The sequence below is a fragment of the Pseudarthrobacter lactosi genome, from assembly GCF_055412785.1.
In genome coordinates, this window is record NZ_JBVAYS010000001.1 from 516,978 (window position 1) to 543,035 (window position 26,058).

24 protein-coding genes are annotated in these 26,058 nt (G+C 65.6%); 11 read left to right on the plus strand and 13 right to left on the minus strand.

Annotated elements, in window-relative coordinates:
• The first annotated feature begins 68 nt into the window (after positions 1-68).
• Entirely contained in the window at positions 69-464 is a 396-nt protein-coding gene (locus ACZY0Q_RS02330) for an RNA polymerase-binding protein RbpA (RefSeq protein WP_463914220.1), read from the plus strand.
• On the opposite strand, the gene pgl is transcribed toward ACZY0Q_RS02330, so the two are convergent.
• From pgl to tkt, 6 genes are read right to left on the minus strand one after another with little or no spacing between them, the layout of a single operon-like run.
• On the minus strand, positions 417-1,235 hold the full coding sequence (gene pgl / locus ACZY0Q_RS02335) for a 6-phosphogluconolactonase (protein WP_463914222.1): 819 nt from the start codon (positions 1,233-1,235) through the stop codon (positions 417-419). The genes ACZY0Q_RS02330 and pgl overlap by 48 nt on opposite strands.
• Complete coding sequence (locus ACZY0Q_RS02340) at positions 1,225-2,166, minus strand: glucose-6-phosphate dehydrogenase assembly protein OpcA (RefSeq protein ID WP_463914224.1); 942 nt, start codon at positions 2,164-2,166, stop codon at positions 1,225-1,227. The genes pgl and ACZY0Q_RS02340 overlap by 11 nt, the downstream gene beginning before the upstream one ends.
• Positions 2,163-3,734 (minus strand): glucose-6-phosphate dehydrogenase, encoded by a 1,572-nt coding sequence (gene zwf / locus ACZY0Q_RS02345; RefSeq protein WP_463914226.1) that lies wholly within the window; start codon positions 3,732-3,734, stop codon positions 2,163-2,165. The genes ACZY0Q_RS02340 and zwf overlap by 4 nt, the downstream gene beginning before the upstream one ends.
• 15 nt (positions 3,735-3,749) lie before the next feature.
• Positions 3,750-5,384, minus strand: a complete 1,635-nt coding sequence (locus tag ACZY0Q_RS02350; protein ID WP_463914229.1) for a glucose-6-phosphate isomerase — start codon at positions 5,382-5,384, stop codon at positions 3,750-3,752.
• A 6-nt stretch (positions 5,385-5,390) separates the two neighbouring features.
• Complete coding sequence (gene tal, locus ACZY0Q_RS02355; RefSeq protein ID WP_463914230.1) at positions 5,391-6,506, minus strand: transaldolase; 1,116 nt, start codon at positions 6,504-6,506, stop codon at positions 5,391-5,393.
• Positions 6,507-6,529: 23 nt separating this feature from the next.
• Complete coding sequence (tkt, locus tag ACZY0Q_RS02360; RefSeq protein WP_463916221.1) at positions 6,530-8,647, minus strand: transketolase; 2,118 nt, start codon at positions 8,645-8,647, stop codon at positions 6,530-6,532.
• A 512-nt stretch (positions 8,648-9,159) separates the two neighbouring features.
• Here tkt and ACZY0Q_RS02365 point away from each other — a divergent pair.
• Entirely contained in the window at positions 9,160-10,119 is a 960-nt protein-coding gene (locus ACZY0Q_RS02365) for a heme o synthase (protein WP_463914231.1), read from the plus strand.
• Between the two features lie 268 nt (positions 10,120-10,387).
• Here the strand turns inward: ACZY0Q_RS02365 and ACZY0Q_RS02370 are convergent, their stop codons facing one another.
• The 3 genes from ACZY0Q_RS02370 to ACZY0Q_RS02380 are packed head-to-tail and all read right to left on the minus strand — an operon-like array spanning position 10,388 to position 13,075.
• Positions 10,388-11,332, minus strand: a complete 945-nt coding sequence (locus ACZY0Q_RS02370) for a COX15/CtaA family protein (protein WP_463914232.1) — start codon at positions 11,330-11,332, stop codon at positions 10,388-10,390.
• Between the two features lie 7 nt (positions 11,333-11,339).
• Positions 11,340-12,110, minus strand: a complete 771-nt coding sequence (locus ACZY0Q_RS02375) for an ABC transporter permease (protein WP_463914234.1) — start codon at positions 12,108-12,110, stop codon at positions 11,340-11,342.
• On the minus strand, positions 12,107-13,075 hold the full coding sequence (locus ACZY0Q_RS02380; RefSeq protein WP_463914236.1) for an ABC transporter ATP-binding protein: 969 nt from the start codon (positions 13,073-13,075) through the stop codon (positions 12,107-12,109). Before ACZY0Q_RS02380 ends, ACZY0Q_RS02375 begins: the two co-directional genes overlap by 4 nt.
• A 105-nt stretch (positions 13,076-13,180) precedes the next feature.
• Here ACZY0Q_RS02380 and ACZY0Q_RS02385 point away from each other — a divergent pair, with 105 nt between their 5' ends.
• The 6 genes from ACZY0Q_RS02385 to ACZY0Q_RS02410 all read left to right on the plus strand — a co-directional run bounded on the left by ACZY0Q_RS02385 (position 13,181) and on the right by ACZY0Q_RS02410 (position 18,398).
• Entirely contained in the window at positions 13,181-14,023 is an 843-nt protein-coding gene (locus ACZY0Q_RS02385; RefSeq protein ID WP_463914237.1) for a helix-turn-helix transcriptional regulator, read from the plus strand.
• Positions 14,023-15,486 (plus strand): Fe-S cluster assembly protein SufB, encoded by a 1,464-nt coding sequence (gene sufB, locus ACZY0Q_RS02390; RefSeq protein ID WP_104061440.1) that lies wholly within the window; start codon positions 14,023-14,025, stop codon positions 15,484-15,486. Before ACZY0Q_RS02385 ends, sufB begins: the two co-directional genes overlap by 1 nt.
• 2 nt (positions 15,487-15,488) lie before the next feature.
• Positions 15,489-16,775 carry a Fe-S cluster assembly protein SufD gene (gene sufD, locus ACZY0Q_RS02395; protein ID WP_463914239.1) on the plus strand — a complete coding sequence of 429 codons (1,287 nt, stop codon included), beginning with the start codon at positions 15,489-15,491 and terminating at the stop codon, positions 16,773-16,775.
• Between the two features lie 16 nt (positions 16,776-16,791).
• Positions 16,792-17,151: a non-heme iron oxygenase ferredoxin subunit gene (locus tag ACZY0Q_RS02400; RefSeq protein WP_056339825.1), complete on the plus strand. Its 360-nt coding sequence runs from the start codon at positions 16,792-16,794 to the stop codon at positions 17,149-17,151.
• Positions 17,152-17,264: 113 nt separating this feature from the next.
• Complete coding sequence (sufC, locus tag ACZY0Q_RS02405; RefSeq protein WP_463914241.1) at positions 17,265-18,053, plus strand: Fe-S cluster assembly ATPase SufC; 789 nt, start codon at positions 17,265-17,267, stop codon at positions 18,051-18,053.
• A gap of 12 nt (positions 18,054-18,065) precedes the next feature.
• Entirely contained in the window at positions 18,066-18,398 is a 333-nt protein-coding gene (locus ACZY0Q_RS02410) for a metal-sulfur cluster assembly factor (RefSeq protein WP_056339832.1), read from the plus strand.
• Between the two features lie 130 nt (positions 18,399-18,528).
• Here the strand turns inward: ACZY0Q_RS02410 and ypfJ are convergent, their stop codons facing one another.
• Entirely contained in the window at positions 18,529-19,410 is an 882-nt protein-coding gene (gene ypfJ, locus ACZY0Q_RS02415) for a KPN_02809 family neutral zinc metallopeptidase (RefSeq protein ID WP_463914243.1), read from the minus strand.
• A gap of 61 nt (positions 19,411-19,471) precedes the next feature.
• On the opposite strand from ypfJ, the gene ACZY0Q_RS02420 reads away from it, so the two are divergent.
• Positions 19,472-20,878 carry a class I adenylate-forming enzyme family protein gene (locus ACZY0Q_RS02420; RefSeq protein WP_463914245.1) on the plus strand — a complete coding sequence of 469 codons (1,407 nt, stop codon included), beginning with the start codon at positions 19,472-19,474 and terminating at the stop codon, positions 20,876-20,878.
• On the plus strand, positions 20,868-22,097 hold the full coding sequence (locus tag ACZY0Q_RS02425) for a thiolase family protein (protein ID WP_463914247.1): 1,230 nt from the start codon (positions 20,868-20,870) through the stop codon (positions 22,095-22,097). Before ACZY0Q_RS02420 ends, ACZY0Q_RS02425 begins: the two co-directional genes overlap by 11 nt.
• 31 nt (positions 22,098-22,128) lie before the next feature.
• Here ACZY0Q_RS02425 and ACZY0Q_RS02430 read toward each other — a convergent pair whose 3' ends face one another.
• From ACZY0Q_RS02430 to ACZY0Q_RS02440, 3 genes are read right to left on the minus strand one after another with little or no spacing between them, the layout of a single operon-like run.
• Positions 22,129-22,752 (minus strand): energy-coupling factor transporter transmembrane component T family protein, encoded by a 624-nt coding sequence (locus ACZY0Q_RS02430; RefSeq protein ID WP_463914248.1) that lies wholly within the window; start codon positions 22,750-22,752, stop codon positions 22,129-22,131.
• Complete coding sequence (locus ACZY0Q_RS02435) at positions 22,749-23,465, minus strand: energy-coupling factor ABC transporter ATP-binding protein (protein ID WP_463914250.1); 717 nt, start codon at positions 23,463-23,465, stop codon at positions 22,749-22,751. Before ACZY0Q_RS02435 ends, ACZY0Q_RS02430 begins: the two co-directional genes overlap by 4 nt.
• Positions 23,466-23,472: 7 nt before the next feature.
• Complete coding sequence (locus tag ACZY0Q_RS02440; protein ID WP_463914252.1) at positions 23,473-24,102, minus strand: biotin transporter BioY; 630 nt, start codon at positions 24,100-24,102, stop codon at positions 23,473-23,475.
• A 282-nt stretch (positions 24,103-24,384) separates the two neighbouring features.
• Here ACZY0Q_RS02440 and ACZY0Q_RS02445 point away from each other — a divergent pair, with 282 nt between their 5' ends.
• A complete protein-coding gene (locus ACZY0Q_RS02445) occupies positions 24,385-25,983 on the plus strand; it encodes an ABC-F family ATP-binding cassette domain-containing protein (RefSeq protein WP_463914254.1) in 1,599 nt (532 codons plus the stop codon).
• The last annotated feature ends 75 nt before the right edge of the window (positions 25,984-26,058 follow it).

The following is a 26,058-nucleotide window of genomic DNA, read 5'->3' on the forward strand; positions in this document are numbered from 1 at the left end:
TGTGGCTGTTGGCTTCCAACAGCCACAGTTTCGTTTAAACAGCGTCGTTTAAGCAGCCAGGAGACCCGATGGTACATAGTGCGTCAGCGTTCCGTGGCACCCGGGTGGGTGTGACAGAGGGGGCCGGTCCCAAGAACCAGTCAGAAGCTGCCCCCAGCGAGAGGGTTCCCCGGATGCGGGTTTCCTTTTGGTGCGCCAAGGGGCATGAGACTCGGCTTGTCTTCCTGCGGTTACCGGACGAGCAGATTCCCTCAGTGTGGGACTGCCGGCGTTGCGGTGCGCCGGCATCTCGGGATGGCAAGGACGCCATCCTGCCCGACTCGCTGGACGAAGGCTTCAAGAGCCATCTTGAATACGTTAAAGAACGGCGCTCCGACCAGGACGCCGAAGCTGTCCTGGCCGGAGCGCTGGAAAAACTACGCGCCGGTGGCGTCCTTCCGGACGAGCTGCTGCGGGACACGTGACGCCGCGTTTTCATCGATAAGCCACAGGGTGCGGGACGTTCCGCGCGGGCCTGCCGCCGGAACCTGGACCGGGTTGGCGCCCGCCAGGGCCAGGCCAACCGCGCCGGCCTTGTCCTCGCCGGCAACAACTATCCAGACCTCGGCCGCAGTGTTAATGGCGGGAAGCGTGAGTGAGATCCGCTGGGGCGGCGGTTTGGGCGAATTCCTGACGCCTACTACCGTCAGTTCCTTCTCCCGGATTCCGCCCTGTTCGGGGAAAAGCGAGGCGACATGGGCGTCCGGGCCTACGCCCAGCAGCACAACATCCAGCCGCGGCAGTGCCCCCGGCTGGTCCGGGCGGTCGTCGGACATGTCGGCAGCGTGTTCGGCCTGGGCTGCTTCCCGGAGCCTGCGAGCGTAGTCTTCGGCGGCTTCCTCAGGCGTGTCGAAGTCATCCGAGGAGGCCGGCTGGTTGATCCTTGCGGGATCAACCGGAATGCCCGAGAGGAGTGCATCAAACGCCTGCTTGGTGTTCCGGTCGGGATCGTCTGCACCGACAAAGCGCTCGTCACCCCACCAAAAATTCACCCTGGACCAGTCGACGGCGGGCGCTGCGGGAGAATCCGCAACCGCCTTCAGCGTTCCGATGCCTACTGTCCCGCCGGTCAGCACCACCGTGGCCTCACCGTGCTTATCCTGCACATCCACCAGCTTGGTGATCAGGCGGGCCGCGATGGCGGCCATCAGGACGGAGGAATCTGGATGGATGCTAACTCTTGGCTCAACGCTCACTGGGTCGGACGCTCCTTAGATTGGTACGTGGCAGTCCAATAGTAATCACTTCGCCGAACACTTCGTCGGGGTCGAGGCGGCGCAGCTCTTCGGCGAGGCAGTCCTTGAGGCTGCGCCGCGGCAGGGAGATGCGTTGGGCGGGCTGGCCGGGCTGGGTGAGTTCCGCGACGGAGAGTCCGGGCCGGAAGAGCTGCACGTCGCCGCTGTGGCGGGTGAGCCTTACGCGGCGGATGCCGGTGCCGGCGGGGTCCGCGACGATGGTCACTGGCGCGTCCAGGGCCAGGGTCAGCCAGGCCGCTAGGAGGATGGTGGAGGGGGAGTCGGAGGCTCCTTCGACGGCGACGGCGGTAACGGGTGAGGAGTCCACCTGGTCCAGGACTGCCGCGAGCTGGATCCGCCAGTTGGTGAGCCGGGTCCAGGCGAGGTCGGTGTCACCGGCCTTATAGGTGGCCCGGATGTTCTCCAGCGCAGCCTGCGGGTCAGTTTCGTTCGCGGAGTCCGTGATCCTTCGGTGCGCGATCCGGCCCACGGAAGTTTCGCAGGCGTTCTCCGGTGCCCCGTGCGGCCACCAGGCCACGATCGGGGCGTCCGGGAGGAGCAGGGCCGCAACCAGGGATTCGCTTTCGTGCGCGAGTTCGCCGTAACCGCGGAGCACGATGACCTCCGAGGCGCCGGCGTCACCGCCCACCCGGATCTGCGCGTCCAGCCGGTTTGGAGCCTTGGCCCCGGCGTCCGCGAGGACGATGATCCGGCAGGGGTGCTCGCGGCTGGCCTCGTTCGCGGCCTCGATCGCTTCTTCCTCGAGCCCGGAGCGGGTCACGACCACCAGGGTCAGGACCCGGCCCAAAGCGATCACACCGCCCTGCTCACGCAGGGACATGATCTTCTTGGAGATCTTCGAGGTGGTGGTGTCCGGCAAATCTACAATCATGGCCTTCTCCAGGTTCGTCCGTCGCGGGCCAGCAGCTCATCCGCACTGGCAGGGCCCCAGGACCCCGGGGCGTAAGGCTCTGGCTGCTCAGCCAACCCGGCCCAGTAATCTTCAAAGGGGTCAAGGATCTTCCAGGACAGCTCCACTTCCGCGTGCCGCGGGAACAGCGGCGGCTCGCCCAGGAGCACATCGAGGATCAGCCGCTCATACGCTTCGGGGCTGGACTCGGTGAAGGAGTGCCCATAGCCGAAGTCCATGGTCACGTCGCGGACTTCCATCTGGGTGCCCGGGACCTTGGACCCGAACCGGATCGTCGCACCCTCATCGGGCTGGACACGGATCACCACGGCGTTCTGGCCGAAGTCATCCTCACCATGATCACGGAACAGCAGGTTCGGGGCGCGTTTGAACACCACCGCGATCTCCGTCACCCGCCTACCCAGGCGCTTGCCCGCCCGCAGGTAGAACGGCACACCGGCCCACCGGCGGGTATGGATGTCCACCCGGATCGCCGCGAACGTCTCGGTCTTCGAATCAGCCGGGATACCCTCTTCCTCCAGGTAGCCCTGGACCTGCTCCCCACCCTGCCAGCCGCCAGCGAACTGCCCGCGCGCCGAATGGGTGGACAGATCCTCCGGGAGCTTGACCGCGGCGAGGACCTTTTCCTTCTCCGCCCGCAGGTCATCGGCGTTGAAGGAAATGGGTTCCTCCATCGCGGTCAGGGCCAGCAGCTGGAGGAGGTGGTTCTGGATGACGTCGCGCGCAGCGCCCACACCGTCGTAATACCCGGCGCGGCCACCGGTGCCGATGTCCTCGGCCATCGTGATCTGGACGTGGTCCACATAGTTCGCGTTCCAGAGCGGCTCGAACAGCTGGTTCGCGAACCGCAACGCCAGGATGTTCTGGACCGTTTCCTTACCCAGGTAATGGTCGATCCGGAACACCGCGTCCGGCGGGAACACCGACTCCACAATGTCGTTCAGCTGCCGGGCGGACTCCAGGTCATGCCCGAACGGCTTCTCAATCACTACCCGCCGCCACTTATCCCCGTCAGCCTGCGCGAGGCCGTGCTTGGAGAGTTGCCGGCAGACCTGCTCGAACGCCTTCGGCGGGATTGAGAGGTAGAACGCGTGGTTACCCCGCGTTCCGCGGACCTCATCGAGTTCAGCGACCGTGTCGCCGAGCCGCTCGAAGGCGTCATCGTCGTCGAACTCGCCCTGGACAAAACGGATACCCTCAGCGAGCTGGTTCCACACCGCCTCATCAAACGGCGTCCGCGCAGACGCTTTCACCGACGACTTCACCTCGGCAGCGAATTCCGCATCCGACCAAGGACGGCGGCCGAAGCCCACCAACGCGAAACTCGGCGGCAACAGCCCCCGGTTCGCGAGGTCATACACGGCCGGCATGAGCTTCTTACGGGCAAGATCCCCGGTCACCCCGAAGAGGACCAACGAGGACGGACCGGCAATACGGTTCAGGCGACGGTCACGCGGATCCCGAAGCGGGTTACGCCCTGGCCGTCCCGAGCGCGTCGCGGAATTCCTGCCGTTTTCAGTTTCTGGCATGTTTGCTGTTGAGCCTTAGTTTTCGGTGACGGAAGCTGACCGGGCTGCAACTGCTGCAATGATCTCCTGCAGCTGTGCAACGCCGGCGGCGCGGTCGGTCAGGTGCAGTCGCAGGACGGGGCGGCCATGGCCGGCCAGGACCTGGGCGTCGCCCGCGGCCTGGGCGGAAATCAGTTCCCCGAACGTGAATGGACGGTCCGGGATGGCCAGGTCTTCGGCAGGAGCGGCCGTGACCTGAAGAAAAACTCCAATGGCGGGTCCGCCCTTGTGGAACTGACCGGTGGAGTGCAGGAACCGCGGGCCCCAGCCGAACGTGACGGGACGGCCGCTGACGCCGGCAAGCGGGTCGCGGATGCCTTCGAGCTCCGCGAAAGCCAGCCGGTCAAAGTAGGCCTGGACACTAAGGTAGCTGTCCTCGGCGAGGGTTCCGAGCAGTGCATTGACTGCATCCTCTGCAGTCGCTGCGTCGCCCAGCCAGTCCCCGCCGCGGACTTCAATGACGCCGTCTACGAAGGCGGCCGGAGTCGGTTCGGGCTGGGCGTCCAGCAGGCCGCGGGCGGCAACCTTGGCTGCCTCCACGTCCGGCTGGTCATACGGGTTGATGCCGAGCAGGCGCCCGGCCACCGCGGTGGCGAACTCCCACACCATCATCTGGGTGGCCAGGCCGCCCGCAATGGCCACCTCGTTCTCACCGAGTTCGACGTCGGCATCAGCCGCTACCAGCCGCACCACCAAGACGTCGGCGGCGCCGGACGTGGCCTCCGGGGACGTGGGTCCGGCCACGACCGGCAGCACGCCGGTGCCGAGCTTGCCGGTGGATTCGGCGATGAGCTGTTCGGCCCAGTCGGCAAAGCCCACGATGCCGGAGCCGTCCTCGGCGATGACAATCTTGTTGCGCAGCGGGTTGGTGCCGCCCAGCGCCGTTCCAAGGGCCAGCCCGATGTTCTCGGGGGCGTCCTCGTTCAGGATCTCGGCGGCTTCCTCGGCCTCATCCAGGAAGGCTTGGATGTCCACACCGGCCAGGCCCGAGGGGACCAGCCCGAATGCGGTGAGGGCTGAGTAGCGGCCGCCCACGTTCGGATCGGCGTTGAAGACAGCGCGGTAGCCGGCCTCGCGCGAGGCCTTGTCCAGCGGGGAACCGGGATCGGTGACGATGATGATCCGGCTCTTCGCATCGATGCCGGCTTCGGTGAAGGCGTGCTCAAAGATCCGGCGCTGGGAGTCGGTTTCCAGGGTTGAACCGGACTTGGACGAAACCACAATCGCGGTTTCGGCCAGCCGGTCGGCGAGGGCAGCCCGGACCTGGTCGGGGTCGGTGCTGTCCAGCACTGTCAGCTCGACGCCAGCGGTGCCGGCGATGACCTCGGGGGCCAGCGATGATCCGCCCATGCCGCAAAGCACGATCCGGGTCACGCCGTCAGCCTTGAGGGCATCTCGGAGCTCGAGGATGCCGGCCACGAGGGCCTGTGAGACGGTGGCCGCCTCAACCCAACCGAGGCGGACGGCGGACTCGGCTTCGGCGTCGGGACCCCACAGGGTATGGTCCTTGGCGAAGATCCGGGTGGCGATGCGGTCCGCCACGAGGGCGGGCAGGTGCTGCTCGAGTGCCTGCTGCGCGGCACCGGTGGCGTCGTAGCTGAGAGTGCTCATAGTGGGTTAGGAAGCCTTCCGTGCGGCGACAAGGGCACCTTCGACGTCGCCCAGGAGTTCCTTCCAGCTGGCCACGAACTTGTCCAGGCCTTCGGATTCGAGGAGTGCGACAACCTCGTTGTAGGAGATGCCCAGCGCGTCCAAAGCGTCAAGGGTGGCGTTGGCCTCCGCGTACGTGCCGGAGACGGTGTCACCGGTGACCACGCCGTGGTCGAACGTGGCGTCCAGGGTCTTCTCCGGCATGGTGTTCACGACGCCGGGGGCGGCCAGCTCGGTGACGTACAGGGTGTCGGGGTAAGCCGGGTCCTTGACACCGGTGGAGGCCCACAGCGGACGCTGGGGGAGCGCGCCGGCTTCGGCCAGCAGTGCCCAGCGCTCGGTGGCGAAGAGCTCCTCGTAGACCTGGTAGGCCAGGCGTGCGTTGGCCACGCCTGCCTTGCCCTTGAGGGCCTTGGCTTCATCGGTGCCGATGGCGTCGAGGCGCTTGTCGATTTCGGAGTCAACGCGGGAGACGAAGAACGACGCGACCGAGTGGATCTTGGACAGGTCGTGGCCGTTGTCCTTGGCCTGCTCCAAGCCGGACTGGAAAGCGTTGATGACGGCCCGGTAGCGCTCGAGCGAGAAGATCAGGGTCACGTTGACGCTGATGCCCTCGGCCAGCGTAGCGGTGATCGCTTCGAGGCCTTCAAGGGTTGCCGGGATCTTGATGTGGACGTTGTCCTTGTTGACCTTCTTGTACAGGTGCTTGGCTTCGGCGATGGTGCCGGCCGTGTCCCAGGCGAGGCGCGGGTCAACTTCAATGGACACGCGGCCGTCGACGCCGTTGGTGGCGGCGGCAACCGGTGCGAAGAGGTCGCAGGCGTCGGCGACGTCGGTGGTGGTGATTTCGAATATGGTCTCTTCGACGCTGGCGCCGGCTGCTGCCTGGGCCGCGATGGTGGCGTCGTAGTCCGTGCCGGCCGTGATGGCGGCGTGGAAGATGGACGGGTTGGTGGTCACACCAACAACGTTCTTCTCTTCGATCAGCTTCTGCAGTGTGCCTGTTTCAAGGCGGCTGCGGGAAAGGTCATCGAGCCAGATGGATACTCCGGCGTCGGAGAGCTGCTGTGTAGGGGTAGTCATGGTGATATCTCCTAAAATCTGTTTCAGGCCTGCAGGCCAGCGAGGGAGTCCTTGGCAGCGGCGGCGACAGCCTCCGCGGTGATGCCGAACTCCTGGAAAAGGCGCTTGTAGTCGGCGGAAGCGCCATAGTGCTCGAGCGAGATGGAACGGCCGGCGTCGCCGACGAATTCCCTCCAGCCCAGGGACAGTCCGGCCTCGACGGAGACGCGGGCCTTGACGGCAGCGGGGAGCACGGACTCGCGGTAAGCGGCGTCCTGCTTGTTGAACCACTCAACGCAGGGCATGGAGACAACTCGGGCAGCGATGCCGTCGGCCTGGAGCGCTTCGCGGGCCTGGACGGCCAGCTGCACCTCGGAGCCGGTGCCGATCAGGATTACGTCGGCGGGTACGGTGGCGCCGTCCTTGGAAGCTTCAGCCAGAACGTAGCCGCCCTTGGCCACACCGGAAACGGAACCGAACGTGTCGCCGTCGGCTTCGCTTTCACCACGCGCGTAGGTGGGGATGTTCTGGCGGGTCAGCACAATGCCGGCCGGGTTTTCGTGGTTCTCCAGCATGGTCTTCCAGGCCACGGCAACCTCGTTGGCATCGCCGGGGCGGACCACGTCAAGGCCCACGATGGCGCGCAGGGTGGCGAGCTGTTCCACCGGCTGGTGGGTGGGGCCGTCCTCGCCGAGCCCGATGGAGTCGTGCGTCCAGACATACAGGGACGGAACACCCATCAGGGCGCCGAGGCGGATGGCGGGCCGCTGGTAGTCGCTGAAGATCAGGAACGTGCCGGAGAACGCGCGGGTCCGGCCGTGCAGGGCGATACCGTTCACGATCGATGCCGCGGCGTGCTCACGGATACCGAAGTGCAGGACCCGGCCGTAAGGGTTGCCGGACCAGGTATCGGTCTGCTTGGAAGCAGGCACAAACGACGGCGAGCCTTCGATCGTGGTGTTGTTGGACTCCGCGAGGTCGGCCGAACCGCCCCAGAGTTCCGGCATGACCGGACCAATAGCGTTCAGGACCTTGCCGGAAGCCGCGCGGGTGGAGACGTCCTTGCCGGCCGGGAAGACCGGGAGGGCGGCGTCCAGGCCGTCGGGCAGTTCGCGGGCCTCGATGCGCTGCAGGAGTGCGGCGCCTTCGGGGTTGGCGGCCTGCCAGGCGTTGAAGGACTCTTCCCATTCCTTCTTGGCAGCGGCACCGCGGTCAACGACCGAGCGGGCGTGGGCCAGGACTTCCTGGTCAACGTCGAAGGACTTGGCGGGGTCGAAGCCCAGGACCTCCTTGAGGCCTGCGACCTCTTCGGCACCCAGCGCGGAACCGTGGATCTTGCCCGTGTTCTGCTTCTTGGGCGCCGGGTAGCCGATGATGGTTCGCAGCGAGATGATGGAGGGCTTGGACGTCTCGGCCTTCGCGGCGAGCAGGGCCGAGTACAGCTCCTGCACGTCCTCCTTGTATTCGCCGGTCTTGGTCCAGTCGACGCGCTGGGTGTGCCAGCCGTAGGCCTCGTAGCGCTTGAGGACATCCTCGGTGAAGGAGATGTCGGTGTCGTCCTCGATGGAGATGTGGTTCTCATCGTAGACAACTACAAGGTTGCCCAGTTCCTGGTGCCCGGCCAGCGAGGAAGCCTCGGACGTGACGCCTTCCTGGAGGTCGCCGTCGGAGGCAATGACCCAGATGGTGTGGTCGAACGGAGACGTTCCCTCGTCGGCGTCGGCGTCGAACAGGCCGCGCATCCGCCGCTGTGAATAGGCGAACCCTACCGAAGAGGCCAGGCCCTGGCCCAGCGGGCCCGTGGTGATTTCGACACCGGCCGTGTGCTTGTATTCAGGGTGGCCCGGTGTCAGGGAATCCCAGGTACGCAGCGCCTCAAGGTCCTTCAGTTCCAGGCCGTAGCCGGACAGGAACAACTGGATGTACAGGGTCAGCGACGTGTGGCCGGGGGACAGGACGAACCGGTCGCGTCCCAGCCAGTCGGGGTTGCGGGGGTCGTGGCGCATGAGCTTCTGGAAGAGAAGGTATGCGGCGGGCGCCAGGCTCATGGCCGTGCCTGGGTGGCCGTTACCGACCTTCTCCACGGCATCTGCAGCCAGTACGCGGATGGTGTCCACCGCGCGCTGGTCCAAGCTGGTCCATGACAGTTCTTGCTCTTCCAAATGTGGCACGAAAACCGGGCCCCTCTCTGTGCTGATGGTGGGCGGTACACGGGATCCGTTCCGGGGCACGCTGTGGTGCCCGCTGCGGTGTGTACCAGCCGTTCACCATCGAAACGTTGATCTATCATTCAGCAGGGCTGTGGGAACGCGTTTTCCAACGCTTTTCTGCCGCGTGCTGATCTGGTGACAGCTTAGCTCCATTCCACTCTCCGGTCAGCGCAAATCTCACCTTTTGGACGCAATTTCGCCTTATGTGAATCGTCATTTCGTGAGGTTGAGTTAATCTGCTCGAATCACCCTGCGCGCAATCATCAGGGCCTAATAGCGGGGCATCTGTTACAAATGCGCACGGTATGATATTTGGAGGCCGACGCCGGTAGCCGAGCCCTTGTATGGGCGGCGGCAGACTCCAGGCGTTGCCGGGACCTTCTTCTGATGACCATTGGCGGGCTGCCCGGCGAACGGCCGCATAACACAGCTGCACCGCCAGACAGAACTGCCAACCAGAACGGGTGACTGCCACCGTGAGCACAACAGATACGCCCCTTAATGCTTCCCGCACCAGAGGGGGAGCCGGGTTCGCCCGTAAGGCCAAGGCGTATTTCGCCCTCACCAAGCCGCGTGTCATTGAGTTGCTGCTGGTCAGCACCCTGCCCACCATGATCTACGCCGAGCGCGGCTTCCCGCCGATCGGGCTGATCCTGGCCACCTTGGTAGGCGGCGCGTTTGCTGCCGGCAGCGCCGGTGCCTTCAACTGCTACCTGGACCGCGACATCGACAAACTGATGCACCGGACCGAGAACCGTCCCCTCGTCACCGGCGAGGTGACGCCCCGCGAGGCACTGGTGTTCTCCTGGCTGCTCGGCGCGGCCGCAATTGTCATCCTCTGGTTTGGGGCCAACCCGCTGGCCGCGTGGCTCGGGCTGGGCGCGATCTTCTTCTATGTGGTCATCTACACCATCATCCTCAAGCGCCGCACCGCACAGAATATTGTGTGGGGGGGCGCTGCGGGCTGCTTCCCGGTGCTTATTGCCTGGGCCGCCGTGACCAACACCGTCGAGTGGCCGGCCGTCATCCTGTTTATGGTCATCTTCCTCTGGACGCCGCCGCATTACTGGCCGCTTTCCATGCGCTACGGCGAGGACTACCGCAACGCCAATGTCCCCATGCTGGGGGCTATCGCCGGCGCCAAGGTGGTTTCCGTCCAGGTGGTCCTCTATGCCTGGGCGATGGTGGCCTGCTCGCTGCTGTTGGTCCCTGCCGGTGGCGCGGGCTGGGTCTATACGGCCACCGCAGTCCTGGCGGGTGCCTGGTTCCTGTACGAGTCGCACGCCCTGTACAACCGGGCGCAGCGCGAGGACATCTCGGACAAGCGGGCCATGAAGGTCTTCCACGGCTCCATCAGCTACCTGACGCTGCTCTTCATCGCATTGGCCGTGGATCCGTTCGTCGGATCAGCCATCATCGGCTAGCACTCCCCACCACCCCGGACGCTCTCTCACTTAAGGTGGGTTTTTTACCGACCCTCTATCAGTACCTGGAGCTTTCCAAGCGACCCTCTCTCACCACCGTGAAGGAGGGTCGCTTCTTTGTCTCCAGGAAGTACGGAAGATACGAAACACCGCAGCAGTGAGAGAGCGTCTGCCGATTCCCTGCATTATGTGAGAGAGCGTCCTTTAATGCGGAGTGCCACGGTTCGTTGGGAACCGTGGCACTCTGTCGGGGCCAAAACAGTGGCAGCTACGTGACCGGGCTTGAGCGGGCGAGGTCGGCGGTGTTTGTTGCCGCACTCATCAGCAGTGCCGCGCCGAGCATGTGTGCGCCCACCAGCAACGCGGGGATGCCGTTGTAGTACTGGGTGAAGCCGATGACTGCCTGCAGCAGGGTTACAGCCAGGAGCAGAAGGACGGCGGTGCGGAACGGGCCCTGGATACGGCGGACAATCACCAGCACCAGTGCGAACAGTGTTCCGGCCGTGATCACGTAGGCCGGAACTGCGTGGATGTGGGAAAACAGGTCCCAGTCGAGGCCGTTGCGGGGAGCGTCGGCGTCACCGGCGTGGGGGCCGGAGCCGGTCACCACAACACCAAGCATCACGGCAAGAGCGGAGAAAAGCGCGACGGCGGCTGCCACCGGACGCATGACGCCCGGCAATGCGGGGAGCTGGATGCCGGCGTGGCGGCCAGTCCTGCCGTAGGCCCGGTTGACGAGCAGCGTGGCAATCACTACCAAGGCCATGGACACGAGGAAGTGCAGGCCCACCACCCACGGATTGAGGTTGGTCAGCACCGTGATGCCACCGATCACCGCCTGTGCCGGAATGCTGGCCAGCAGGCCAAGCGCCAGCAGGAAGAGGTCCCGGCGTTCCTTGCGAAGGTTCCACAAGTACACCAGCATGGCCAGCGCAACCGCTGCCAGCGCGAACGTCAGGAGCCGGTTGCCGAACTCAATGAAGCCGTGGATCCCCATTTCGGCCGTGTTCACCAAAGAGGTGTCCGTGCAGCGCGGCCAGGTGGGGCAGCCGAGGCCGGACGCGGTCAGCCGCACCGCGCCGCCGGTAACCACCAGTAGTGTCTGGCCAACCAGGGACGCCACCGCGAGGCGGCGGACGCTGGCGTCCACGGTGCGGGGCAGCCTCGCGATGAGGCGGCCGGCGATCTGGGGGAGGCGTGAAGCCGTACTCACGGATATCTCAATTCCACTTGAACCAACGGATGGCTGCTGCACCGGCAAGAACCGTCCAGAGCAGCAGGATAAGCGCGGCGCCGACGTTCAGCGAGCCGTGCAGGAAAGCTTCGCGCATGGCCTCGCCGAGTGCGCCGGAGGGCAGGTAGTGGACCACTTCCTGCGCCAGTGCGGGCAGCCGTTCCGCAGGGATCACGATCCCGCCCAGGGCGCCCAGCAGGATCCAGAGCAGGTTGGTGATGGCGAGGGTGGCTTCGGGCCGCACGGTGCCGGCCACCAGCAGCCCCAATGCGGTGAACGCCACGGCGCCCAGGGCCAGCAGCGACAGCCCGGGGAGCCAGCCGGAGGGAGGCGGCTGCCAGCCCAACGGAAGTGCCACCACTGCCACCACTGCAACCTGAAGGCAGAGCACAGCCAGGACCGCCAGCACTTTACCCGCGATGAGGCCTTCGCGGCCCAGGGGTGTGGTGGACAGGAACCGGAGAACCCCGTACCGGCGGTCGAAACCGGTGGCGATGCCCTGCCCGGTAAAGGCCGTGGACATTGCGCACAAGGCCAGGATGCCGGGGACCGCCACATTGATGCGGCTGGCTCCAAAGCCGTCCAGGAAAGGAGTAACAGTGAGCCCTACCAGCGCAAGCAGCGGCAGGACCACGGCGAGGATCAGCTGCTCGCCGTTCCTGAGCATGGCCAGTGATTCATACTTGCCCTGCAGCAGTATGCGGCGCAGCAGCGTGGCCGGTGCTCCTTGAGTGGCAGTGGATGCGGGAGCCGTCATCGGATGTCCTTTCCCGAGATGTCGAGGAAGACATCTTCCAGGCTTCGTGCCGCGAGGCTCATGGAACCGGGCATAACGTCGTGGGCGGCCCACCAGGCGGTCAGCGACGCGAGATCGTGGGGAGTCAGTGCACCCGAGGCCGTATAGCTTCCGGCCCGTGTTTCAGAGACGGCGATGGCAGCCGGCAGCACGCCGCTGAAATCCAGCCCAGGGGGCGCTTCGAACACCAGGGTGCGGACATGGTCCGCGCCGGACTCCACGGCCGGGTCCCGCTGCAGCAGTTGGGCAACTGTTCCCTCTGCGACGTTCCTGCCGGCGTCGATGATGTACACGTAGTCCGCCAACCGCTGGGCGTCGTCCATTAAGTGCGTTGTCAGAATGATGCCTATCCCAGTGGCCCGCAGTTCCGAGATCAGCTCGAAGACCAACTGCCGCGACTGGGGATCCAAGCCGGCGCTGGGCTCGTCCAGGAACAGGACTTCCGGATTTCCGATCAGGGCCGCGGCAAGTGCCAAGCGTTGTTTCTGCCCACCGGAGAGCCTGCGGACGGTGGTCCTGGCAAAGGTGTCAATACCGAGCCGTTCCACCAGTTCCTCAACGGAGCGGGGCTTCGCGTACATTCCGGCGATGTGCCGGAGGAGCGGGATGGGACGGGCCGACGGCGGGAGGCCGCCATCCTGAAGCATCACGCCTACGCGGGACCGCAACTCGGCGCCTGCTCGGCCCGGATCCTGGCCGAGCAGCGAGATGCTGCCGCCGCTGCGCTTCTGCAGGCCCTGCGCGCATTCGATGGTGGTGGTTTTTCCGGCTCCATTGGCGCCCAGGAGGGCTGTGACCTGACCGCGTTCGGCCATAAGGGATACGCCGTTGACCACCCGGAGCATTTTTCCGTCGAGGCTGGCCAGCGGACCAACATCCTTAATTAACCCGCTGATGGACAGAACCGGGGATTCGGGGGATCGCACCCCAGCATTCTACGCGATGTAGTACTGGCGGGTCGGCGGGGGACACCACCGTAGGTCAGCCTGACCTTACTAGTACACGGGAGTAAATTACGACATGATTGTGTTGTGTATTCCATGACCAATGCTGCTGCTGTGCCGTTTGCCGGGCACGGGGCGCCGCGTACCGCCGCTGATCGCGGCCACGTGGCCGCTGTGCCGGTGGCGGACTCCGACGAGCGTACCCGGGACCGGGTTCTTGGTGCCGTGCTTGAGCATGGCCCCATCAGCGCGGCGGAACTCGGCGACATGCTCGGCTTCACGCCGGCCGCGGTCCGGAGGCACCTTGATCATCTCGCCCGCAGCGGGGTTATTGAGGTCAAGCGCGTGGCCAAGGCCGGCGCCGGCGCGGGACGTCCCGCCCGCCGCTATGTCCTGAGCTCGCAGGGCCAGTCCACGCTCGGCAACGATTACCTCGACATCGCCACCCTCGCGCTCAAGCAGCTCCAGGCAGTGGCGGGCGAACAGGCAGTCCGCGCGTTCGCCGTCGAACGTTTTGCCGACATGGAACGCCGTTACGCACCGGAGGTCGAACTGGCCGGACCGGACATCACCGCCCGGGCGCAGGCACTGTCCACGGCGCTGAGCCGGGATGGCTTCGTAGCGTCCGCCGCCTCGATCGAGGCCAAGGCCCCGCTGCCGGCAGCACTGTCCAGCGTCCAGCTATGCCAGGGGCATTGCCCCATCCAGCAGCTCGCCGCCCAGTTCCCCGTCTTCTGCGATGTGGAGACCGAAGTGTTCTCCCGTCTCGTAGGCGTCGATGTGCGCCGCCTGTCCACGCTGGCGCGCGGTGGACACGTCTGCACCACCCACATACCCACAGGCCGGCTGGCTGCCGGCGGACCCCAGGTCCCGCAGGCAGCCCCCGCCAGCCTGGATGAAGTAACCAACCATCAGCAAGAAAGGCCGTGATGACGGACCAACTATCAGAGAAAGCGGTAGCCGAAGACACTGTGATCTCGGAGATTCTGCAGAAGAATCCCGAGCTCCACGGCATCGGCACCTACGAGTACGGCTGGTCTGACAAGAACGACGTCGGTGCCAACGCCCGCCGCGGTATCAATGAAGAAGTCGTTCGTGACATCTCGGCCAAAAAGAGCGAGCCCCAATGGATGCTTGATCTCCGGCTCAAGGGCCTGAAGTACTTCGACCGCAAGCCCATGCCCACCTGGGGTGCAGACCTCTCGGGCATCGACTTCGACAACATCAAGTACTTCGTGCGGTCCACCGAGAAGCAGGCCACCAGCTGGGAGGACCTGCCCGATGACATTAAGAACACGTACGACAAGCTCGGCATCCCCGAGGCCGAAAAGCAGCGCCTGGTTTCCGGCGTCGCCGCCCAGTACGAGTCCGAGGTTGTCTACCACCAGCTGCGTGAGGACCTTGAAAAGCAGGGCGTCATCTTCCTGGACACCGACACCGCGCTGCGCGAACACCCGGAGATCTTCCAGGAATACTTCGGCACCATCATTCCCGTGGGCGACAACAAGTTCGCGTCGCTGAACACGGCCGTCTGGTCCGGCGGCTCCTTCGTGTACGTCCCCAAGGGCGTCCACGTGGACATCCCGCTGCAGGCATACTTCCGCATCAACACGGAAAACATGGGCCAGTTCGAGCGCACGCTGATCATCGCCGACGAGGACTCCTACGTCCACTACATCGAAGGCTGCACCGCGCCGATCTACACCTCGGACTCGCTGCACTCCGCCGTGGTGGAAATCATCGTGAAGAAGGGCGCCCGCGTCCGTTACACCACCATCCAGAACTGGTCCACCAACGTGTACAACCTGGTGACCAAGCGTGCCATCTGCGAAGAAGGCGCCACCATGGAATGGGTTGACGGCAACATCGGCTCCAAGGTCACCATGAAGTACCCGGCCGTTTACCTGGTCGGCGAGCACGCCAAGGGCGAGACCCTGTCCATCGCCTTCGCCGGCGCCGGACAGCACCAGGACACCGGCTCGAAGATGGTGCACATCGCGCCGAACACCAAGAGCTCCATCATTTCCAAGTCCGTGGCCCGCGGCGGCGGGCGTGCTGCCTACCGCGGCCTGGTCCAGGTCCGTGAAGGTGCCAAGCACTCGGCGAACACCGTCCGTTGCGACGCGCTGCTGGTGGATACCATCAGCCGTTCGGACACGTACCCGTACATCGACATCCGCGAGGATGACGTGGTGATGGGCCATGAAGCAACTGTTTCCCGGGTCAGCGAAGAGCAGCTCTTCTACCTGATGTCCCGCGGCATGCGCGAAGACGAGGCCATGGCGATGATCGTCCGTGGCTTCATTGAGCCCATCGCCCGCGAACTCCCGATGGAGTACGCACTTGAGCTGAACCGCCTGATTGAACTGCAGATGGAAGGGTCCGTCGGATAACGATGACTGAAATCACTACTGAAAAAGCGCGCATCGGCGCGCCCTCGGCCCAACCGTTTATTAACGGTTTCACGGAAGAGGGCGAAAGCCTGTCTCCGATCAACGCGAACGCCTCCAAGGCCCCGCTGGCCGGCGAAGCGGTCAAACGCCACTCACACGGCGGCGGCATCGGCATTCCGGACAGCTCACGCGCCGGCCGGCTGACCTCGTACAACCTCGCGGACTTCAAGCCACTCACCGGGCTTGAGGAAGACTGGCGCTTCACCCCGCTCAAGCGCCTGCGCGGCCTGCACAGCGAGGTCCTGGCAGGAGCGGCTCCCACCGTTACCGTCAGCGGCCCGGAGCAGGTCACGGTTGAGACCGTGGCACGCGGCGACAAGCGCATCGGTTCGGCCGGGATCCCGGAGGACCGCGTGTCCGCCAACGCCTGGGAGAACTTCAGCGAAGCCACCGTCCTCACCATCCCGGCAGAATTTGAAGCCGACACCGAGGTCACCGTCGTGATCGAAGGCACCTCTTCAGAGGCAGCTGCCCAGCACCTGGTGATCGTGGCAGAGAAATTCTCAAAGGCCGTTGTGGTCCTGAACCACCAGGGCTCGGCCGTGGTGTCCGAAAACATCGAAATCGTTGTTGAAGACGGCGCCAACCTCACGGTTGTCTCGCTCCAGGAATGGAACGACGACGCCGTCCACGCCTCCTCCCAGCAGGCAAAGATCGGCCGCGACGCCAAGTTCAAGCACGTCGTGGTCAGCCTCGGCGGGGACCTGGTCCGCGTCACGCCGTCGGCCCGTTTCACCGCCCCCGGCGGCGAAGCGGAAATGTTCGGCCTGTACTTCGCCGACGCCGGCCAGCACTTGGAGCAGCGGCTCTTTGTTGACCACGCGGTGGCGAACTGCACCTCCAACGTGCTCTACAAGGGCGCGTTGCAGGGCCGGAACGCCCACGCTGTGTGGGTAGGCGATGTCCTGATCCGCAAGGACGCCGAAGGCACCGACAGCTACGAGGCCAACCGCAACCTGCTGCTCACGGACGGCGCCCGCGCCGACTCCGTGCCGAACCTCGAGATCGAGACCGGGCTGATCAAGGGAGCCGGCCATGCCAGCGCCACCGGCCGGCTGGACGACGAGCACCTGTTCTACCTCATGGCCCGCGGCATCCCCGAGGATGTTGCCCGCCGCCTGGTGGTCCGTGGCTTCCTGCACGAGATCATCCAGCAGATCAAGGTACCGGCCCTCGAAGAGCGGCTTACCGAGGCTGTTGAGCGCGAACTCGCCGTGACGAACAACTAGACGGCGCGGGAAACAGATGACTGACCAGCCAAAGGGCGAATTTGTCTGCAAGACGGATGAAATCCAGCTCAAGCAGGCGCTCCGGATCCTGATCGATGACTACCCCGTAGCCATCGTGAAGGACTCCATGGGAGACATCCACGCCATCGGGGACACCTGTTCGCACGCGGACATCTCACTGTCCGAGGGCGAAGTGGAAGGGTGCATGATTGAATGCTGGGGCCACGGCTCCCAGTTCGACCTGCGCAGCGGCGAGCCGCTCCAGCTGCCGGCCTACGATCCCGTCCCGGTGTTCGCCGTTGAGATCGTCGGCGACGAGGTCTACGTGGACTTCACGAACGTGCTCAACGGAGCGGAAGCCCCGAACTTCAGCTAGCAGCATCAGCCGTACAGATCAGCCGCGAGCGGCAATACTAAGCAACAGAACCTAACTTCCAGATACAGACCGCACCACCGCCGGAGGGCGCGGTGCAGAGGAGAACAAGACCTATGTCTACTCTTGAGATCAAGGACCTGCACGTCAGCATTGACACGGAGCAGGGCACCAAGGAGATCCTGAAGGGCGTCAGCCTGACCATCAAGACCGGTCAGACCCACGCCATCATGGGCCCCAACGGTTCGGGCAAGTCCACCCTGGCATCCACCATTGCCGGGCACCCGCGCTACAAGGTCACCAGCGGAACCATCACGCTCGACGGCGAAGATGTCCTCGCGATGAGCGTTGACCAGCGCGCCCGCGCCGGCGTTTTCCTGGCCATGCAGTACCCCGTGGAGGTCCCCGGTGTGAGCATGACCAACTTCCTGCGCACCGCCAAGACCGCCATCGACGGCGAAGCACCGAAGCTGCGTACCTGGACCAAGGACGTCAAGGCGGCCATGGCCCAGCTGCGCATCGACGCTGACTTCGCCGAGCGCAACGTCAACGAAGGCTTCTCCGGCGGCGAGAAGAAGCGCGTCGAGATCCTCCAGCTGGAGCTCTTCAAGCCGAAGTTCGCCATCCTTGACGAGACCGACTCAGGGCTGGACGTTGACGCCCTGAAGGTTGTCTCCGAAGGCGTCAACCGTGCACACGAGGCGGGCAACATGGGCACGCTGCTCATCACGCACTACACCCGCATCCTGCGCTACATCAAGCCTGATTTCGTCCACGTATTCGTCGACGGCCAGGTTGTCGAAGAGGGCGGCCCGGAGCTGGCAGACCGCCTCGAAGACGAAGGCTACGACCGTTACGCCACGGGCGCCGGCGCAGCCACCATCGCCGCTGCCGCACAGGCCTAGATAGGACTTGCCATGACCGAAATCAATGCGGCCCGCACGGGCCTCGAGGATGTCGAAGAGGCACTCAAGGACGTCATCGACCCGGAACTCGGTGTGAACATCGTGGACCTCGGGTTGCTGTACGGCCTGAAGTACTCCGACGACGACGGCGCGCTGCTGATCGACATGACGCTCACCACGGCCGCCTGCCCGCTCACCGATGTCATCGAGGAGCAGGTGGGCAAGTCCCTTGACGGTGTCGTCGACGACTGGCGCCTGAACTGGGTGTGGATGCCGCCCTGGGGTCCGGAGCGGATCACCGATGACGGCAAGGACCAGATGCGGGCCCTCGGCTTCAACATCTGATCCCCACCGCCTCCCTAGCCTCGCTTCGCTCGGCCAGGGAACCCTGGCGGCGTGGGCCCTGACATGAAGAGTACGACGACGGCCGGTTACCTCCCAGCGGAGGTGACCGGCCGTCGTCGTTCCCTCTTCGTCAGAGGCTGGGCGCCGAGAAGGTGTCGCACTGGTTGATGTCGCCGGTGGTGTACCCGGTGTAGAACCATTTCTGCCGCTGTTCGCTGGAGCCGTGCGTCCAGGCCTCGGGCGAGACCCGGCCCGTGGCGGCTTCCTGGATCCGGTCATCGCCCACCGCTGAAGCTGCGGACAGTGCATCGTTGAGGTCTTGCTGGGTGATCGGTTCCAGGAACGGCTGGCCGTCAGGTCCGGGCTGGGTTGAGGCGTGCTTTACCCAGAGGCCGGCATAGCAGTCGGCCTGGAGCTCCACGCGGACGGCGCCGGACTCGGGCCCCTGCGGATCCTGCTGGCCGCGGTCAATGTACCCCAGCACGTTCTGGATGTGGTGGCCGAATTCGTGGGCCACCACGTACTCCTGCGCCAAGGGACCTCCCGAGGACCCGAAGCGGTCCACAAGCTCCTGGAAGAAGCCCGGATCGAAATAGGCCGTGCTGTCCGTGGGGCAGTAGAAGGGGCCCACCGCGCTGGAAGCCGTTCCGCAACCGCTGTTGACTGCCTGATCGAAGATCACCGTCTCCGGCTGGGGGTACTGGACGTTGTAGTTCTGAAGATAGGCCGGCCAGAACGCGTTCAGGCTGTTCACCGTGCCGGTGATCCGGCAGTCCAGCCGCGCGTCCGCGTCGGCCCCCGTAGTGCAGGCGGGTGCCGTGCCCTGGCTCTGTTCAGCCGTGCCCGCCCCGCCGGTCAGGCCTTCGAGCAAGGCGGGGTTGACGCCGAGGAGCGCAGCGATCAGCAGGATGATCCCGCCTCCAATGCCGCCGCCGACTTTTACTCCGCGGCCCATGCCGCGCCGGTCCTGGACCTGGGACGGGTCCAGTTGAACGTTGTCGTTGAAGCTCATGAAGTCACAATAACCCTTAGCGGCACCCCCGAAGTGGAGTCCGGCCAGTAAAGTTGGGACGATGCCATTTCTCGACAATATCCAGCGCTGGGCCGAAGAACGCCCCTATGACACCGCCGTCGCAGTAGCGGGCCGGCGCCTGCGCTGGGCTGAGCTCCGGGACGCCGCAGCATCCGCCCTTCCAGGGACAGCGGCCGTCTCCGTCCTTGCGGAGGCCAACTCTGTAAACTTCGCCGTGAAGTTCTCCGCAGCCGTATCCGGCAGGCGGCAATGCGCCGTCCTGGATCCGACCTGGCCGGCGTCCCTGCATCAGGAAATTCTTCAGCGACTGGCGGAATCAGCCACGCCGGGCGAAGTTTCCGCAGCAGATATTTTGGCGGACGGGCCGCCGGAGTCGACGTTCCTGATCGGACTCACCTCTGGCACCACCTCAGTGCCGAAGGCGTTTACCCGGTCCAGGCAGTCCTGGCGCGAGTCCTTTGACGCGTCCATTGAGTTCTTTGGCCTCGCCCAGGACGACGTCACGCTCGCGCCTGGGCCCTTGGCCGCCAGCCTTAACCTCTATGCCCTCGCCGAGTGCCTCTACGCAGGCTCTGAATTTCAGACGCTGGAGAGTTTCGACGTCGGTGCCGTCCACGCCGCCATCACGCACGACGGCGTGACCCGGCTGATCCTCGTGCCCACCATGCTGCGGCTGCTGAGTGAGCGCGGCCTGACCGGCTGCGTGGATGCCGCCGGCGTCCGGACCATCATCTGCGCCGGCTCGAAGCTCGACGCACGCACCCTTGAGGCAGCACGGCGCTGGGCGCCGAACGCCACCATCTTTGAGTATTACGGCGCCTCCGAACTGAGCTTTGTCTCCGGTGCGGGGCTGGCGGCGGGGGACCTGCTTGACGCCGGGGGCACTGGAATCGGACACCCGTTCCCGGGCGTGGACGTCAGAATCCTGGACGACGCCGGTTCCGAACTGCAGGACGGCCAAGCCGGCAACATCTGCGTCCGCAGCGGCATGCTCAGCAACGGCTACCTCTGGGGTGACGACGGCCAGGCGCTCCGTTCCTTCAACGGCTGGTTCACGGTGGGGGACCAGGGCTACCTCGACGGCGGCGAACTGCACATCCTGGGCCGGCGCGCCGACATGATCCTGACCTCGGGCAAGAACGTGTACCCGCACGAAGTAGAACTCGCCCTGGCGGCCGTGCCGGGGGTGGCTGCGGCGGTGGCCGCCGGAATCCCAGATGATCTCCGCGGCCAGCGTGTTGTTGCAGGCGTCATTCCGTCCCACGGCGGAATCACGGCCATGCAGCTCAAGGCAGGACTGGAAAACATCCTGCCGCGGGACAAACGGCCCCACCAGTACTTCGCGCTCTCCGAACTTCCCACCACGGACCGCGGCAAGGTCAGCCGGAATATCCTGCTGGACTGGATCGGCTCCCACGACCCAAGGGCGCGGCATCTTGACCGCTGACCTGCTGCCCCATGGCACGCTGCCCGGCGACCTGCTGCCCGCGGACCGGCAGCCGGTGATCATCGCGGGGCGACGCACAGCGGTCCGGCGCGCCAACGGTGCGCTGAAGGAACTGCGTGCCCACCAGCTGCTGGCGCCGGTCCTGGTCGACCTCCTGGCAGACACCCAGGTGCCGGCCGAAGCGGTCACGGATGTGGTGATCGGCAACGCCGTGGGCGGCGGCGGCAACGTGGCCCGTCTGGCCCTCCTTCAGGCAGGGTTGCCGGTCAGCGTGCCGGGACTGACCGTTGACCGCCAGTGCGGGTCAGGCCTCGACGCGATCGTCCTGGCCGCCCGGCTGGTGGCCGCCGGCGGAAACCCCGTGTATCTCGCCGGGGGAGTGGAGAGCATCAGCACGGCTCCGCTGCGGGCCTACCGGGACGACGACGGCGAGCCCGCCTTTTTTGCACGTGCCCAGTTTGTGCCGCACAGTTTCGGCGACCCGGATATGGGTGTGGCGGCTGAGAACGTTGCTGCACGGTTCGAGGTCAGCCGGGAGCGGCAGGATGCGTCGGCGCTCCGCAGCCACCAGCGGGCGCTGGCCGCCGCTAAGGCAGGCTATTTCGCCGCCGAAATCACTACGCTGGAAACGCCGGCCGGACCCATCAGTGCCGACGACGGCCCCCGCGCCGGCCTGACCGCCGCCGTCCTGAAGCGGTTCCCGCCCGCTTTTGTACCAGGGGGGACTGTCACCGCCGGGAACTCATGCTTCGACGCGGACGCCGCGTCCGCCGTCGTCGTCACCTCATTGCAGCGGGCCCGGGAACTGGGAGTCGCAGACGGGCTCCTGGTGCTGGCCACGGACACTGCCGGCGTGGACCCCGACGTGCTGGGCATCGGCGCAGCGGTTGCCGGGGAACGGCTCCTGCAGGCGCGGGGACTGTCCGCGGACAGCGTCGACCTGGTGGAGTTCAACGAAGCTTTCGCGTCCCAGACCCTGGCCTGCCTGGATCAGCTGGGCATTGATCCGGGTCGGGCCAACCTCGACGGCGGGGCGCTGGCATTGGGCCACGCGTACGGGGCGTCCGGGGCGGTACTGGTGGCCCGGCTTCTCGCCCAGGCCCGGCGTGCCGGGAACCATGGCTCGGTGGCGCTGGCCCTGATCAGTATTGCCGGTGGCATGGGAACGGGGGCGCTGCTGCGCTATGAGTTGCTGGCCGGCGGGCAACAGATCCCCTAAGAGCCCTAAGACGCACGGAAGAAACGGCAGCTCAGTCTTCCGCGTCGCCCAGCCCGCGTGCAGCCAGCGCTTCGCCGGTTTGGCGGGCGAAGGCCACAGTGGTGATAAAGACGGGCAGCACGAGGGCGCGCGGATTGCGCTCAAGCCCGCGGGCCCGGGCGGAATCCCTGACGTCTGCAAAGGCGCCGGCGATGTACGGGATGCTGCGGAGCATGATGGCGATGGTCAGCGCAAAACGCTCGGGGTCCGCGCCGAAGCGGCGGAACGGCGTGGCCAGCGATACAACGCCGTCCAGGATCCGCTGCATGGGCGTCGTGGCCGTCAGCAGGGATGCCGCCACCACGCAGACCAGGATGTTCAGAACAATCCGGGCGGCTGTGGGTCCACCCAGCTGCCACCACTGGAACAGGCCGATGACCACCAGCACCAGGGCCACAGGACGGACAGCACTTACGAGCCGCCGGGTTCCCGCGCCCGTCAGGAGAAACAGCACCCCGAGCACCGCCAGCACCGCGGCGGAGACCAGCCAGTCAACCACCAGGAAGGACACCAAACCGCAGCCCACCACCAGCAGGAACTTCACTGCCAGCGGCGTCCGGTGGATGACGGAGTTCCCCGGGACGTAGTTGGCCAGCAGGAAACCGTGCCCTCTCATGGCGCGGCCAGGCCGTTGGTGACCAGCGCGCGGTATGCGTCCACGGCCGCGACCGGGCCGCCGTCGAACATCACGCGTCCTGCCTCCACCACCAGCACGCGGTCCATCTCCAGGGCGAGGTCGAGGTCGTGGGTGGACATCACGATCTGCTGGTCGAGCCCGGACAACGTGCGGCGCAGGAGTTCGCGGTTCCGGAGGTCCAGGAGAGTGGACGGTTCGTCCAGCACCAGGACCGAGGGACCCACGGCCAAGACAGCGGCGAGGGCCATCAGCTGGCGTTCACCGCCGGACAGCTCATAGATGCTTTGGTCCGCGAGCGGCAGCAGGCCGAGGCCCGCAAGGGCAGCTTCCGCCAGCCTCCGCCGCTCCGCACCGTTGCGGACGGGGCGGCGCAGGGACAGCTCCACGTCTTCGCGCCCCGTGGGCATGACCAGCTGCGACAAGGGATCCGTGAAGACGAACCCCACCTGCCGGCGGACTGCCCGCACCGCCCGGACCGTATCGGCGCCGTCCACAGACACGCTGCCGGAACTTGGCTGGACCAGGCCGTTAATCAGCCGCAGCAGCGTGGACTTGCCGGACCCGTTGGCCCCGATCACGCCGATGCGCTGTTCCGTCAGCTCAAGGGTGACGTCCTGGAGCAGGGACTTCGGTTCCGGGCGGTTGTCAACGGCAACAGCCACCGAGGCCTGCCGGAAGGAAATGGTTGCCATGGCGGGACTAGTTCTTGATCCGCTTCACCCGGCGGACCAGGACGTCGGGAAATGCCCGGTGCAGCGCCACTGCGATCACTGCGGCCAGGATGTTCTTAATCACGTCGCCGGGGTAGAAGACCAGGTCTGCGAGGAAGGCGTCACCCAGTGAAGCTTTGGTGTTCAGGGCGATCCCGGCAACTCCGAGCGTGTGCACGAAGGCGATGCTGGTGACCATCGCCGACGCGAAGAACCACAGTGCCCGTGCCCGTGTTGTCCGCCGGATCACTACGGTGGCCAGCCAGCCGACAACCGCTGCGGCGATGGGGAAAGCAATGATGTAACCGGCCGACGGTCCGGCCAGAATGCCCAGGCCGCTGCGGCCCTGGCTGAAGATCGGCAGGCCGGCCAAGCCCAGGAGGGTGTACAGGCCGACGGCGGCGAAACCCCGGCCGGGGCCCAGCATCAGGCCGGTAAGCATCACCGCAAGAGTCTGGAACGTGATGGGAATGCCGAACACGTTCGCCGCGATGCCGGGCACCATGGCGGAGCCGGCAACGAGTGCAGCGAAGACGGCGATCAGGCCCAGGTCGGTGGCGTTCCACCGGCTCCGGAAGCGGGAAGCGGTGCCGGTGACGGCGCTGTCAGTCTGGCTCATGGGGTGTTCCTGTCGTGGTTGTGCAAGCAAAGCATGGGGATGATCCTGACGTTACCGGCCGCCGTCGGACGCCATTTTGTAGGGGACCTACTAAGCGGGATGCCCGGGATTGACGGCAGGGCACAAACGTCAGCCAACGCACGACGGCGGTGCGGCGGTTATGGGGTCAAGCTGGGGCCGGTAGACTTGGAAAGGCCGTTCTGTCGGTCATTCTGCCCGGCTGCTTCCAGACGTCATCCGATGAGCTGCGGCGTTTCCCTGTTGTGAAAGGCCTTACCTGCTGTGATTACTGTCCAGGATCTTGAACTGCGCGCCGGCGCCCGGCTCCTCATGGACCAGGTGAGCTTCCGCATCGACAAGGGCGACAAGATCGGCCTCGTGGGCCGTAATGGCGCAGGCAAGACGACCCTGACCCGGGTGCTGGCGGGCGAAGGCCAGCCCGCCGGCGGCAAGGTTACCCGCAGTGGCGAGATCGGGTACCTGCCGCAGGATCCCCGGACCCCGGACATGGAACAGCTGGCCCGCGACCGCATCCTCTCCGCCCGCGGCCTCGACGTCGCCGTCAACAACCTCAAGCAGACCCATGAGGACATGGCCAGCGAGGACACCGAGATCCAGCGCAAGGCGATGAACCGCTATGACCGGCTGGAATCCGAGTTCCTGGCCGCAGGCGGATATGCGGCCGAGGCTGAGGCCGCCGCAATCTGCTCCAACCTGGCCCTCCCGGACCGGCTCCTGAACCAGCCGCTCAAAACCCTGTCCGGCGGCCAGCGCCGCCGTGTGGAACTCGCCCGGATCCTGTATTCGGACGCCGAAACGATGCTCCTCGATGAGCCCACCAACCACCTGGACGCGGATTCCATCACCTGGCTCCGCGAGTTCCTGAAGAATCACCAGGGCGGCCTGATCGTGATCAGCCACGACACCGAGCTGCTCGAAGCCACTGTCAACAAAGTGTTCCTTCTGGACCCCAACCGTGCCAAGGTCGACTTCTACAACATGAACTGGAAGCGTTACCTGCTCCAGCGCGAAACGGATGAACGCGCCCGCAAACGTGAGCGCGCCAACGCGGAGAAGAAGGCCCAGGTCCTCATCGATCAGGCCAACAAAATGCGGGCCAAGGCCACCAAGGCCGTTGCAGCGCAGAACATGGCCAAGCGTGCCGAACGCCTGCTGGGCGGCCTCGAAGCCGTCCGCGCTACCGACCGCGTCGCAGCCCTGCGCTTCCCGGATCCGTCACCCTGCGGCAAGACCCCCCTCACCGCGGACGGACTCAGCAAGTCCTACGGCTCGCTGGAGATCTTCACCGACGTGGATCTGGCCATCGACCGCGGCTCCAAGGTGGTCATCCTGGGCCTCAACGGCGCCGGCAAGACCACCCTCCTGCGGATGCTCGCCGGCGTCGACAAGCCGGACACCGGCGAGGTCGTGGCGGGCCACGGCCTGAAGGTGGGCTACTACGCCCAGGAGCACGAGACGCTCGACGTGGACCGCACCGTCCTGCAAAACATGCGCTCTTCGGCCCCGGACATGAACGACGCGGAAGTCCGCAACATCCTGGGCTCGTTCCTGTTCTCCGGAGACGACGTCGACAAGCCCGCCGGTGTGCTTTCCGGCGGTGAGAAAACCCGGCTGGCCCTGGCCACCATCGTGGCCTCAAGCGCGAACGTGTTGCTCCTTGACGAGCCCACTAACAACCTCGACCCGGCCAGCCGCGCCGAAATCCTCGGGGCCCTGAGCAACTACACCGGCGCCGTCGTCCTGGTCAGCCACGATGAAGGTGCCGTCGAAGCACTGAACCCCGAGCGGGTTGTGCTGCTTCCCGACGGCATCGAGGACCACTGGAACGAAGACTACCTGGACCTGATCACGCTGGCTTAGTCCCTGCTGCAAGGCATGCGTTCGCTGCTGGGGTCGCGTTCGCTGCGCTTGTGCCTTAGTCACCGATCAGCTCGG